This window comes from Photobacterium lutimaris, assembly GCF_003025555.1.
Lineage (GTDB): Bacteria > Pseudomonadota > Gammaproteobacteria > Enterobacterales > Vibrionaceae > Photobacterium > Photobacterium lutimaris.
In genome coordinates, this window is the sequence record NZ_PYMH01000022.1 from 1 (window position 1) to 12445 (window position 12445).

Genomic DNA, 12445 nt, shown 5'->3' on the forward strand with positions numbered 1-12445 from the left:
GATCGGGGGGGGATATCGCTGGGGGAGGAGTGAGTGTGCCAAGGTATTAAGACGAAGGGCTTTTTCCGGCAAAAAAAAAGCACTGCGTTGGGGCGCAGTGCCAAGAATTTTTTTGACAGACAGGTCAAAAATACAGGAAGTAAAATTGGTAGATTGACTACCGATCCGGCATAAACCGGACAATATGCAAACACAACATCGCAACGATGTGATCGGTCAAATGCCTGAGGGCTAAAAACTTGGCCTCGCTCACCGTTGCGGGGCAAATCATAGGGTTTATGTAGCACTTGAACAATGGACAATTTATAATGTTTACCATAAAAAAAACTAATGCAGGAAAAGTATGTCTAGACGTCTCCCTCCACTCAATTCACTAAAAGTCTTTGAAGCGGCGGCCCGCAACCTCAGTTTTACCCGTGCTGCGGAAGAGTTATTTGTCACACAAGCTGCTGTAAGCCACCAAATTAAAGCGCTTGAGGAATTTTTGGGCCTCAAATTATTCCGCCGTCGTAATCGCTCTTTATTGCTAACTGAAGAAGGGCAAAGCTACTTTCTCGATATAAAAGATATCTTTTCTGCAATCTCAGATGCCACTGATAAGGTCTTGGAACGCGGCGCGAAAGGGGCGTTAACCATTAGTTTACCTCCTAGTTTTGCCATCCAGTGGCTGGTGCCTCGCCTGGCGGATTTTAACGAGCAACACCCGGATATCGATGTGCGGATCAAAGCGGTGGACTTGGACGAGGGGTCGTTGACTGAGGACGTCGATGTGGCGATCTACTACGGCCGGGGCAACTGGCCGGGACTGCGGGCCGATAAGCTGTATCAGGAGTTCTTGCTGCCGGTCTGCTCACCGATGCTGCTCAATAGTGCTAAACCGCTGCGCACGCTGGACGACCTGAAGCTCCACACCTTGCTGCATGACACCTCGCGTAAGGAATGGAAAAACTATGTTCGCCACCATGGCATTGAAGGGACCAACGTCAATCAGGGGCCGATTTTCAGTCACTCGACCATGGTGCTGCAGGCGGCAGCGCACGGTCAGGGAATCGCCCTTGGCAACAATGTACTGGCTCAGCCTGAGTTGGAAGCGGGCCGTTTGGTATGCCCATTTGATGAGGTACTGATGAGCAAGAATGCCTTCTTCCTGGTGTGCCAAGAGCGTCAGGCCGAAACCGGCCGTATCCAGGCCTTCCGCGACTGGGTCTTGGCCAAGGCTGCCCGCGAGCAGGAAGACATGCCAGATGTGGAAGATGGTCTGTAGGGTAAGCAAGGACGATGTTGGAGACGAGTGTGACCGAGTACATGATTGATATGCCGCCTAGCGGCGAGTATAGCGTGACCTTCCTGTTCGCCCATGGTGCCGGGGCCGGAATGGAGCATGAATTTATGGCCGATATCGCCAAAGGGCTTGCCCTGAAGGGGATCCGGGTGGTGCGGTTTGAGTTTCCCTACATGGTCAAGCGCCGTGAAGATGGCAAGAAGCGTCCGCCAGACAGGCAGCCTAAGCTGTTGTTGGATTTCCAGCGCCACATCGAGGCGTTTGCCGTACAGGGCAATCTGGTGATCGGCGGCAAATCGATGGGTGGACGGATGGCCAGCCTGATGGTGACCGACGTTGCCAATGAGTCGCCGGATGTGACGAACTGCCAAGATAAAGTGAAAGGCGTTGCTTGCTTGGGCTTCCCGTTCCACCCGCCGGGCAAACCAGAGAACTTTCGCGGCGACCATTTGCAAACCATCGCACTGCCGACCTTGATCCTGCAAGGGGAGCGCGATACGTTCGGCACCCGCAGCGAAGTAGAAGGCTGGCAATATGCCCCGGGTGTCGAGGTTGCTTTCCTGCCTGATGGTGACCACAGCTTCAAACCGCGTAAAGCATCGGGCCATACTGAGCCTGGCAACCGGCAGCTGACCGTCAAGTTACTGGCCAAGTTTATCACTGACTGTACAGCCTAGGGAGGGCATATGAGGGATAACGCAAGTCGTTGGCTGTTGGTGTTTGCTGCTCTGAGCGGCGCGGTTACTGTGGCTCTGGGCGCGTTTGCGGCCCATGGTCTAAAGTCACAATTGCCGCCGTATCTGCTCGGAGTATTTGAAACTGGCGTCCAGTATCAGGCATGGCATTCCTTGGCGATCTTTGGCTGTGCAATATTGGCACGCATTCTTCCGGCAAAAGGGGTATTATACGCAGCCCTGTTTTTTGTGGCAGGGATCATACTCTTTAGTGGCAGCCTATATGCGCTGGCATTGACGGGTATCAAGTGGTTTGGCCCCATCACCCCGATGGGAGGCGTCTGTTTTATCATAGGCTGGGTAGCGCTTGCAGTGGCTGCCTGGCGTTCAGCTTGAGGGTTGAGAGTGAATCAAGTTCTGTTGTACTGCCGTCCCGGCTTCGAGAAAGAGTGTGCCGGTGAAGTTCAAGACAAAGCAAATGCACTGGAGTTGTATGGCTTTCCTCGCGCGAAAAACAATAGTGGCTATGTGTTGTTTGAGTTCTACCAGTCGGGAGATGCGGATAAGTTTATCCAGCAACAACCGTTTGCCGAGCTGATCTTTGCCCGCCAGATGGTTGCGGTCATGCCGATGCTGGAAAACCTGCCGCAAGAAGACCGTATTTCTCCAATCATGGAAACGGTGGCAGATTTCCCTCGCTGTGGCGATCTGCGTGTTGAAACGCCAGATACCAACGAAGCCAAAGAGCTACTGAAGTTCTGCCGCAAGTTCACTGTGCCGCTACGTCAGGCACTGCGAAAGTCTGGGGCTTTGTACAATAAGGACAACTTGAAAAAACCGGTTATGCACCTGTGCTTCATTGCGCCGGGCTGCTGTTTTGTGGGTTACTCTTACACATTCAACAATTCCTCGTTCTTTATGGGGATCCCACGCCTGAAGTTCCCGTCGGATTCGCCAAGCCGCTCTACCCTGAAGCTGGAAGAGGCCTTCCACGTCTTTATTCCACGTGAAGAGTGGGATGAGCGTCTGGCTCCCGGTATGTGGGGCGTTGATTTGGGTGCCTGCCCGGGTGGCTGGACTTATCAGTTGGTGAAGCGTTCGATGTTTGTCCACGCGATTGATAACGGCCAGATGGCACAGAGCCTGATGGATACGGGGCAAGTCAAGCACCACGCGGTTGATGGCTTCAAGTTTGAGCCGCCACGTAAGAACGTGACCTGGATTGTGTGTGACATGATTGAAAAACCGGCCCGAGTGGCTCACCTGATGGGTGATTGGTTGATCAAGGCCTGGGCGAAGGAAGCGATCTTCAACCTTAAGCTGCCGATGAAAGGTCGTTACGATGAGGTACTGCAGGACATCGAGAACCTGAAAGTGTACCTGATCCAGAATGGGGTGAAGTTCAAGCTACAGGCCAAGCACCTGTACCACGACCGTGAAGAAATCACGGTACATATCCAGCGCCTGGATAACCGCTCGCCGCACTAATCGGTCATATTGAAAAAACGCCACCTTAGGGTGGCGTTTTTGTATCTAGTTTCCCGCTTCGAATCGAATATCCTGCAGGTTGAAGCCGAGTACCAGATCGGTTTTCAATGAGGCAACTTGCTTGGAGGCGACGGCTTCCTCACGGCAGGTGTCGATTTTCTTTTGCCACTTGGCTGGCAGATCACCGGCAGCAAGAATAGCCTCGAGGTTAGGGTAGAGGCCCAGCAGTTCAACGGCGGCTTTGGGGCCGATCCCGGTTACGCCCGGGATTTTGCTCGAGCTGATCCCGGCCAATCCCCAGTAGTCCGGCAGTTGTTCGGGCTTGACGCCAAATTCCTTTTCGACAAACGGGCTATCGAGCCAGCGCTGCTGAAAGTAATCACGAACCCGCAATGTCGGCTGGAGCAGCTGGCAGTAGCCCTTGTCGGTCGAGATGATCGTCACCTGCTGGCCGCGCGAAGCGACTTTCAGTGCCAGTGTCGCGACTAAATCATCCGCTTCGTCACCGTCCGACAACAAGGAGTCGATCCCCATATCCATGAAGGCATCCTGGATGACATCCATCCCGGTCACCAGCTCTTCGGGCATTGGTTTTCGCCCTTCCTTGTAGTGTGGGAGCAATTCGGCACGCCAGCCCCTGTCTTCGCCGTGGTGATCAAAGACCGCGACAATATGGGTTGGCTGGCTGCTCTTGATGATTTTCCCCAGAGCCTGACAGCAGACCTTGGCTGTATTGGGGATATCGGGCTCGCCATGCTGGGCGGCATGGACGCGGCGGATCAGGTTGAGGGCATCAATGATGACAAGGTGGATAGACGACATAGCGTAAACCGTGTAGCTGTAAAGAAAAAAGGGTCAATAGACCCTTTATTGTACGCATTGTTGTATTGAATGTGCACCGCCATCTTGCCAGCGGGTGTGATTATTTCGCAATCGGCGGGGCAGCGGTGATGATTTCGTAGCAGGGCTCGTAATGACTGCCGGGAAGTTTCATCCTTTGCTGTTTGACAAATTGGGTGAGCAGCTTGTCCATCCGTTTCATCAGGGTGATATCGCCATTGATTTTAAAGCGTCCCTTCCGTTCGATTTCTCGGATCCCTTCTTCCTTGACGTTACCGGCAACAATGCCAGAGAAAGCCCGGCGCAGGTTGGCAGCAAGGTGCTCTGGGCGCTGGTTCATGTGTAAATCAAGGCCGGCCATGGATTCATGGGTGGGTTCGAACGGCAGTTGGAATTCAGGCGGAATAGCCAATGACCAGTTGTAACTGTAGGCATCGCCCGTCGCCAAGCGCTGCTCTTTGATCAGCGGCATGGCCGATTTCATGACCCGTGCAACCTGAGCGGGATCATCAATAATGATTTGGTAATGCTTGGTCGCGGCATCACCCAGGGTATCGCGGATAAAACTGTCGAGGGTACGGAAATAAGGCTCGGATTCTTTTGGTCCGGTGAGCACTAATGGCATCGGCTGATCGGCATTTTCCGGCTCCATCAAGATACCGAGGATATAAAGTAGCTCCTCGGCCGTACCGGCCCCGCCCGGGAAAATAATAATGCCATGGCCGACCCGGACAAATGCCTCGAGACGTTTTTCGATATCCGGCAAGATCACCAGCTCGTTCACAATTGGGTTGGGCGGCTCGGCGGCAATGATCGACGGCTCGGTCAGGCCAATGAAGCGGCTATTGTGATAGCGCTGCTTGGCATGGCCAATGGCCGCGCCTTTCATCGGCCCCTCCATCGCACCAGGGCCGCAGCCGGTACAGATATTTAGTTCACGCAGTCCCAATTCGCTGCCGACTTCGCGGGTGTATTGGTATTCGACAGGGTTGATGGAGTGGCCACCCCAACATACGACAATATTGGGATCTTCCCCTGAACGGACCGTTTTGGCATTGCGCAGTATGCTGAAGACAAAGTTGGTGATGTGCGGTGCACTGGTCAGGTTGATGTCTTTGCGTTGCTGGACATGCATGTTGACGTAGACAATATCGCGCAGAACGGCAAACATGTGCTCCTGGATACCGCGGATGATCCGGCCGTCGACAAAGGCATGATCGGGCGGGTTCATCAGTTCGAGCTTGATCCCGCGTTCGCGTCGCATCACGTTTACATCGAAGCTTTTGTGTTGTTCCAGCAGCTCTTTTGAGTTGTCGGTGTGGCTGCCTGAGTTGAGTACCGCCAGCGAGCAGTTTCGGTAAAGGCGGTAGATATCACTGGAGGCCGTTGCTTTGAGCAAGTCGACTTCATGCTGGGAAAGTAGGTCCATCGAACCTACTGGACTGATATGGGTGATCATGATTACCTCCCTGGTCATGACAAGACGGCGGCATCCACTGGGTGTATTCATTGTAGGAAGAATCGGTGAATACTGCCGGGTGAAGCAGAAAGTAAACCGGTCGGGAGTACACTCTGTTTCTTGAACATCAGCCTAGGTGAATATCGTTATCCAAGTCGCTTGAGAACACTTGGCTATATGTATGAATGAGTTTTAAGTGGCTGATAGCTTGGGTATAAATACAACCATACACAGAGATGCCGATTTTTACCAGCCACTGAGAGGGTGATGATTTACGGCGTGATCAAAAAATCCAGAAAATTCGGTTGCTGCCAGCGCTGCGTGCGCCCGTGAGGGCCTTGTCGGTTCGCTCAACGATATCGGTAGGGGTATCGTTGCTCTCGAACAGGGTCGCGCCCATCGATACCGTGATGGTGATGTTGCTGTCGCGAAAGCGGAATGGCAGCTGGGCTATGGCTTGGCGAATAGCGGTAAGGCGTTGGTTACGCAGCTCTTCACTGACATCCGGTAAGATCAGCATAAAGGCATCGTCACCGAAGCGGCCGATAAAGTCGGTAGGCTCAAGCTGCTTGCGAATGGTCCGGGCGATAATCTTGAGGATTTTGTCACCGGCATGATGGCCATAATGCTGGTTCACCGCATTGAAGTTGTCGATGTCGACCAAGGTCACGCATAGCGGGTGCTGGTAACGTAACCAGCGTCGGTATTCGTGTTCGAGACGGTCATTGAGTGCACTGCGGTTATACACCTTGGTCAGGTTATCGAGGAAGATCCGTTGCTCTTGGTCGGTTAGCCGCTGACGGTAATCCAAGGTTTGATCGTAAAGGTGTTCGACCTTCGATTTGTTGTAGCTCAGCTGATCCAGCAAGGCTTTTTCCCGCTTTTCCAGCGCTTTATTACGCTCGGCAAGCACCAGCAGCTCTTTGGTCAGGTGTGTCAGCTCAGGCCGCCAGCTATCCAGCTGCTTATGGGTCTGCAGGCCCGATTTGATTGACTGGGCCAACTCGGCCAGCTCGTCGGTCATCTCACCACGGTGTTCGTATATGGTGTGGCTTTGTTCGGCGCTTTGCTGGGTCGTCTTGCACAGGGTACCCAGTTCTCCGTTCACATTATCAAGAAACTGTTGTGATTTTTGACGCTCTTGGTGGGTGCCAGCGAGCATCAGGCGCAAGACCTCGAGGGCAATGGTCAGCAGTTCGGATGGCAGCACGCCTTTGAGCAATTGATTTCTGATGCTCAGCAGCTGATCGCCGGCCTCTCCATCGAAGTCGAGCTCGGTGATCAAGTGCTGCAATTCGGCGGTTAGCTTCATGAGCAAGTCTTGCTGGATAGCTGCCGGGTTGTTTTGTAATCCCTTGGTGGCAACCAATTTCAACGCTCGTTCATACAGCGACATCAAACCAAGAATATGCTGGAGCGATCCGGACAGTGTTGTGGCTGGCTGGGAGAGTAATTGGTGCAGGTCGCGTTTTAACTGGGCGGGCAGGCCGGGAAAACGGCGAAGGATTTCGCTGTTGCGCTGAAACTGCTTATCCAGCTGCTCCTGCTCTTTGGGATGGGCATCACCCATCCGGCTCGCCAGTCGTTCAACCACCGCAATACGTGGGATAAGTGTGCTGATGTCTTTCTGTTGTTCGAGATCCTGGCGAAGCATGTCCAGTTTATCATCGAGCTCTGAGTCTAATCCGCGGCAAGCCACAGAAAGTCGGCTGATCAGACGTTTTAGGATCGCGATCTCCCGCCGGGACTTCATCGAGGCGTCACGGTGGGTAAGTTGAGCTTGGTCCAAACGCAGCTTCAACTGACTCAATTGCGAAGCTACGGCATTTATGTCTGTCACAGGTTACAGTGTGATCCATGGTGGTAAACTTGTTTCTTATCAGCTGTTTAAACGTGACAAGCAAGCTCATGCTATCAAAAACTTTCATTTAATTCATAGTTATCGGCCATGAAGCGGTTAAATCCATTACTTTAACTGATATTTTTGTCAGAAACGTGATCACTGTTCCAGCTAATATCGCAACTGCCTGAAGTTTGAACTTTTACCAGCCCATTATGGATGCCTTGGATACACGAACGGCGGATATTGTCGCTGGCAAAGCTGGCCGCAGGGGCGGCATCGATTGCACTGAGGTGAACCCACTGGCTCCCTGACTCCTTTTTACTGATCTCCCGGGCGGTGTTGGTGGCCATCAGCAGGATATCGAGCAGTTCGTGGTCATTGATAGCGGTATAGGCGCGTGGCAGGAAGGGGTATTCCGCCATACCAATTCTGACCCGGTTGTCGATATGCTTGTTTTCGAGGAAGCGATCAACCAGCTGCTGGAGAGAGCTGGCCAATTGCTCTGGTGCCGAATCGAGTCGCGAATTCGGTTCAATATACAAGAACATCGCGTCGGAGAAGTGGTACAGCCTGGCCGGCTCACAAATTTGTTGGGTCAGGTATTCACCAAACTGGCGCTCGAGTTCTAACCCTTGCTGGTAGCCATGTTTGAGGTAAATGTGCTTGAGGAATGGCACCTCGAACAGGGCGAAGCGCAAGCGGTCACTCAATGGTTCGTTGATGATCTCGCCAAGGTGCCATTGCTCGAAGTTGGCGCTGCTCTGTTGCAGGGAATTAGGCAGTTTGGCGGTCAGCATCCGTAAGTTCCGCAGCCCGCTACGCGGATGAGTGTAGAAGTCGTTGCGCAGGTGTAGCAAGCGTGTTTGAAGCTGTTTGGCGGTTTTGTGTCGTCGCATCAGCAGGATGAAGATAACGCCGGTCAGGCAGAACAGGAAAATGGTGACATTTTTCTGTTTGTATAAGGCTTTGCTGCTCTCAAACTGCTGGCGCTCCAGTTCTTCGAGATGCAATGAGCGCTCTAGCATCCGCTGTTGCTGCTTAAAGACTTCAACGTTGCTTTTGACCTGTGCTTGCTGTTTGGTGCTGAACAACTGCTCGTAACGGCGCTGGCTCAGAAGCGCGTTATAGAAGTCGCTCTGTTGTTCGAAGGCTCTTGATAGCAAGTTTTCCCCTATCAGTTGGAGCTCGCTGTTGCCCAACCGGCTGGCAGCAATCAATCCGGTTTGCAGGTTGGAAATGGCCTCTTCGGTGTTGCCCTCGGCCAGCTCCAACTCTCCCTGGAGAATTTGAGCCTCGGCCAGGATTGCCTCGTTACCGGTTTGGGTGGCAAGCAGGCGTGTATGGTGGAGGTATTGCTCTGATTTCGGGTAGTTGTATAGCTGGAGATAAACCCGGGCGATGTTTAGCCTTAGTCTCGCCGAGCGAATTTCGCTGTTGAGTTGGTTTTCCTGATCCAGAGCGTTGAAGTAATGGACCAGAGACAGGTTGTAGCGCCCTTGTTGCTCATAAATGGAAGCGATTAGCTCCAATGTCTTGGCGAGTGGCCGGCTGCGATCGTAATGCTCGAAGAACTCACCGGCTTGGGTGGCATGCTCCAGCGCCTTGTCAAAGACTTTGCGCTGCTCGAACAGAACCGCTAGCTCGTAATTGGCAATCGCTGTTTGTGCTTGATCTTCATTTTCGACGGCAAGCCAGTAACCGCTCAGTAAGTGGTCTAGTGCGGTTTCGTAGTGGCCATGTTTGAAGTAATGCCGGCCGACAACCAATTGGTAATGGATCAGTTCACCGGGATCATCAAGGTTGATCAGGTAACGCTTGGCCTTGAGAAAGCCTTTTTCAGCCAAACTTTCCTGAGCCGTGGCCGATTCGATGATCGAGCGTTGCATGATTGATTGGTATTGTAGACGTTTGATCTGGCTGTCGAGCATCAGGTTGGTACTCGAGGCAATTTCTGCGTCAATCTGATCCAGCATCTTCAGCGAGCGGACGTTGTTTTTTAGATTGCTCCAGTGAATATCGGCGCGGATCAACTGGCTTTCAAGTCGGCTGAACGTGAGGTTTTCCTCGGCAGAGATATCGCCTGCCTGTTTGATAGCCGCCAGTGCCTCGCTGGGTTGATTAAGCAGCAAGTGGGCTTTGGCGAGGATCTGTAACGCATTGACTGTACTCAGTGGCGTTCGGACCGAATGATCCGTCTCGTCATTGATATGAACACGGGAAGTTTCCTTGGGGACACTTAATCGGCGCTGGTCGAGATAACGGGTGGTAATAGCCAGTGATTGCTCAGGATTGGTTTGGAGCAGCTCATTGGCTTCTGCCAGAATTGGTGTAGTAAAAATTTTAGCTTGTGTGCTGAACGAGATAATGCCAATGAACAGCAAGCGGAACAGCCAACGGCTAGCAGACATACTTTCAAGAACCCAAAAAAACAGTATCACCAATATTAATGGGTTAGTTTATCAAGTCCAGCAAAGTCTCAGAATTTGCTGGACTAATCCCCAAGTAACTGGGGTATACACCAAACTGAGTAATAATTTGCACATTTCTGCGTATCAATCAGCTTGGTGTTATTGGTTGGATCAATTATTGCCTTGCTAGGCGGAAGTTGTCGCTCGGTGTTTTACCCATGTTGGTGCGATAAGGGTTGATGTCCAAACCACCACGGCGGGTATAGCGGGCGTAAACAGTTAATAGCTCTGGTTTACAGTATTTCATTATGTCGGTGAAAATACGTTCAACGCACTGCTCGTGGAACTCGTTATGGTTACGGAACGAGATTAGGTAGCGTAGGAGCTTTTCACGATCGATTTTCTTACCGGTGTAAGAGATGCGTACGCTTCCCCAGTCTGGTTGGCTGGTGATCAGGCAGTTAGACTTTAGCAGGTGGCTGTGCAAGATCTCAGTGACATTTTCCTCTGATGCAGCCCCCTCAAGGTAGGATGAATCAAATTCATAGTCAGTGATTTCGATATCTTGATCATCAATACATTCGCCAAAGAAGTTAGCGATTGGTTGATCGTTAAAGTCCGATATTGGCTGAATGGTGACATCAACGTCTTCACCTGCACATTGGGTTAAATCTTTCTGCAGAATATCGGCCACTTCCTGCCAGCTAGTAAACTTAGTTTGGTTAAAGCTGTTTAGGTATAGCTTGAACGATTTTGACTCAATCAAATTCGGGCTCGTCGCCGGTAAGCGAACTTCACCAATGGCTACCTGTGGCAAGCCTTTGCTGTTTAGCCAAGAAAGCTCATAGAGTGTCCAGATATCATAGCCTGTAAATGGCAATGTTTCGCCAAGAGCGAGATCGTCTCGGTTTAGGCTACGAGGCACTGGCTGAAGAAGGGAGGCATCGTATTGATCTTTGTATTCGGTACCCTGACCTAAGGTCAAACCGGCTAATTCTTTCGCGTCTTGATATTTGCTCATACTGTCCTGGACACACTTGGATTAGAATAGGCAAAGTTTACTTAATCTTTTGAGAGGTTGCGAATGAATCATCCCGTTGCAACGGCGTTATCTGAATTTTCTTCCCGTTTTTTGCAAGCATGGTGTGATGCTGGTCAAGGTTTTCCCCGCAGTGACGACTTGGTTGGCCTGCTTTCGCCTTGCGTGAAGGCTGATGATGGTTACGAAGTGAGCTGGCAGCCGGTTAGCCGCTCGCCAATGGGGGATCTTGCCGGGGTGGAAAAAGGGATAGAGCTTCGCCTGCATGAAGATATCGTTGCATTCTACGGTGCCCAGTTCAGCGGTGATATGGCTGCCAGGTTTCAAACCGTGACGGGTGCTATCGAGTTCGACTTGCTACAGGCTTTCAATGAAGACGATGTGCAGCGTTTGCAGGAAAATATCCTCGGCCATCTGGTGACCCAGCGTCGCTTGAAGCTCAAGCCGACAGTGTTTATCGGTGCGATGGACTCCGAAAGTGAAGTGGTGTCGGTATGTAACTTGACCGGTGAGGTGATCCTGGAGACATTGGGCAAAGAGCAGCGAGAGATCTTGTCTCCCAATCTTGAGCAATTTTTGGCTGCCCTGCAACCTGTGGTAAAGGCCGGATAAGTTATGTATGTCGTCGAATTGCAATTTGAATGTTTTGATAACACCACCATTGCGGCAGTAGATACTGCCATCAACGGGTTAATGGATGCCCTGCGCTATAACGGCCAGGTGCTGGGACGTGAATTTCCTATCGTGATGGATGAGGCTGTTTTCAAGGTGAGGGCGGTGTGCCCTGAGGAAGATAGCCTGCACGCCCGCTTCAATAGCCCACAGGTGAAAGCCTGTATGAACCGCCTGAGCCAGGCCAGCTTGCTGAGCCCCAAGGTGAAGCTGTTGGGGCGGGATCTCAATTCAGAAGCGGCTGCCGAGGATTTCTCCCCGAGTTGGCAGGTGATGTATACCACATATGTTCACACCTGTTCACCGCTGCGCTGTGGCGATACCTTGATGCCAATACCGCTCTACCGTCTGCCGGAGCCGACATTGAATGGCGATCATAAAGCGGTGGTCAAGTGGCAGACAGAATGGCAAGCCTGTGATGAGCTACAAATGGCTGGAGCGTGCCAAGCCGAGCATGCAGCACTGCATGAAATTCGTGATGCCGACAGTGATATTTTCCGCCGTGGCTGGGATTTGCGAGGACGGATTGAGTTTATTACCAAGATCCCGACTTACTATTACCAATACCGGGTTGGTGGGGAAAGCCTCGAAAGCGAGCTGAACCGCCCGTGCCCGAAATGTGGTGGCCAGTGGCGATTGGATGAGCCCCTGCATGGTATTTTCCATTACAAGTGCGACAAGTGCCGTATCGTGTCTAACTTGTCCTGGGACTTCCAGTAGGCGCTGTATCAGCTTTCGTC

The 12445-nt window shown here is 52.0% G+C and carries 11 protein-coding genes; 6 read left to right on the forward strand and 5 right to left on the reverse strand.

Annotation, left to right across the window (positions count from 1 at the left end; all coding sequences use genetic code 11):
* Positions 1 to 343 precede the first annotated feature (343 nt).
* Genes C9I99_RS25545 through rlmM form a run of 4 tightly spaced genes read left to right on the forward strand, consistent with a single transcriptional unit; the run spans position 344 to position 3444 of the window.
* Positions 344 to 1264, forward strand: coding sequence for a transcriptional regulator GcvA (locus C9I99_RS25545; protein ID WP_107351657.1), 921 nt, complete (start codon positions 344 to 346; stop codon positions 1262 to 1264).
* 14 nt (positions 1265 to 1278) lie between these two features.
* Positions 1279 to 1959: an alpha/beta family hydrolase gene (locus tag C9I99_RS25550; protein WP_243734695.1), complete on the forward strand. Its 681-nt coding sequence runs from the start codon at positions 1279 to 1281 to the stop codon at positions 1957 to 1959.
* A gap of 9 nt (positions 1960 to 1968) precedes the next feature.
* A complete protein-coding gene (locus C9I99_RS25555) occupies positions 1969 to 2352 on the forward strand; it encodes a DUF423 domain-containing protein (RefSeq protein WP_107351659.1) in 384 nt (127 codons plus the stop codon).
* Positions 2353 to 2361: 9 nt separating this feature from the next.
* On the forward strand, positions 2362 to 3444 hold the full coding sequence (rlmM, locus tag C9I99_RS25560) for a 23S rRNA (cytidine(2498)-2'-O)-methyltransferase RlmM (protein ID WP_107351660.1): 1083 nt from the start codon (positions 2362 to 2364) through the stop codon (positions 3442 to 3444).
* Positions 3445 to 3489: 45 nt separating this feature from the next.
* Here the strand turns inward: rlmM and xni are convergent, their stop codons facing one another.
* The 5 genes from xni to queF all read right to left on the reverse strand — a co-directional run bounded on the left by xni (position 3490) and on the right by queF (position 11015).
* On the reverse strand, positions 3490 to 4266 hold the full coding sequence (gene xni / locus C9I99_RS25565) for a flap endonuclease Xni (RefSeq protein ID WP_107351661.1): 777 nt from the start codon (positions 4264 to 4266) through the stop codon (positions 3490 to 3492).
* Positions 4267 to 4366: 100 nt separating this feature from the next.
* Positions 4367 to 5743, reverse strand: coding sequence for a nucleotide 5'-monophosphate nucleosidase PpnN (gene ppnN, locus C9I99_RS25570; protein ID WP_107351662.1), 1377 nt, complete (start codon positions 5741 to 5743; stop codon positions 4367 to 4369).
* 283 nt (positions 5744 to 6026) lie between these two features.
* The gene (locus C9I99_RS25575) at positions 6027 to 7583 is read right to left on the reverse strand and encodes a sensor domain-containing diguanylate cyclase (protein ID WP_107351663.1); all 1557 of its coding nucleotides are present in this window, start codon (positions 7581 to 7583) and stop codon (positions 6027 to 6029) included.
* Positions 7584 to 7714: 131 nt separating this feature from the next.
* Positions 7715 to 9994 carry a tetratricopeptide repeat-containing diguanylate cyclase gene (locus C9I99_RS25580; RefSeq protein ID WP_107351664.1) on the reverse strand — a complete coding sequence of 760 codons (2280 nt, stop codon included), beginning with the start codon at positions 9992 to 9994 and terminating at the stop codon, positions 7715 to 7717.
* 175 nt (positions 9995 to 10169) lie between these two features.
* Complete coding sequence (gene queF, locus C9I99_RS25585; protein ID WP_107351665.1) at positions 10170 to 11015, reverse strand: NADPH-dependent 7-cyano-7-deazaguanine reductase QueF; 846 nt, start codon at positions 11013 to 11015, stop codon at positions 10170 to 10172.
* 63 nt (positions 11016 to 11078) lie between these two features.
* Here queF and syd point away from each other — a divergent pair, with 63 nt between their 5' ends.
* A complete protein-coding gene (syd, locus tag C9I99_RS25590) occupies positions 11079 to 11645 on the forward strand; it encodes a SecY-interacting protein (protein ID WP_107351666.1) in 567 nt (188 codons plus the stop codon).
* A 3-nt stretch (positions 11646 to 11648) separates the two neighbouring features.
* On the forward strand, positions 11649 to 12425 hold the full coding sequence (locus tag C9I99_RS25595; protein ID WP_107351667.1) for a Zn-ribbon-containing protein: 777 nt from the start codon (positions 11649 to 11651) through the stop codon (positions 12423 to 12425).
* The last annotated feature ends 20 nt before the right edge of the window (positions 12426 to 12445 follow it).

Bases quoted from the DNA above. Each gene is read 5' to 3' on its own strand.
- queF (WP_107351665.1), bottom strand. From the start codon at position 11,015: ATGAGCAAATATCAAGACGCGAAAGAATTAGCCGGTTTGACCTTAGGT.
- C9I99_RS25550 (WP_243734695.1), top strand. From the start codon at position 1,279: ATGTTGGAGACGAGTGTGACCGAGTACATGATTGATATGCCGCCTAGC.
- ppnN (WP_107351662.1), bottom strand. From the start codon at position 5,743: ATGATCACCCATATCAGTCCAGTAGGTTCGATGGACCTACTTTCCCAG.
- xni (WP_107351661.1), bottom strand. From the start codon at position 4,266: ATGTCGTCTATCCACCTTGTCATCATTGATGCCCTCAACCTGATCCGC.
- C9I99_RS25580 (WP_107351664.1), bottom strand. From the start codon at position 9,994: ATGTCTGCTAGCCGTTGGCTGTTCCGCTTGCTGTTCATTGGCATTATC.
- syd (WP_107351666.1), top strand. From the start codon at position 11,079: ATGAATCATCCCGTTGCAACGGCGTTATCTGAATTTTCTTCCCGTTTT.
- C9I99_RS25555 (WP_107351659.1), top strand. From the start codon at position 1,969: ATGAGGGATAACGCAAGTCGTTGGCTGTTGGTGTTTGCTGCTCTGAGC.
- C9I99_RS25595 (WP_107351667.1), top strand. From the start codon at position 11,649: ATGTATGTCGTCGAATTGCAATTTGAATGTTTTGATAACACCACCATT.
- C9I99_RS25545 (WP_107351657.1), top strand. From the start codon at position 344: ATGTCTAGACGTCTCCCTCCACTCAATTCACTAAAAGTCTTTGAAGCG.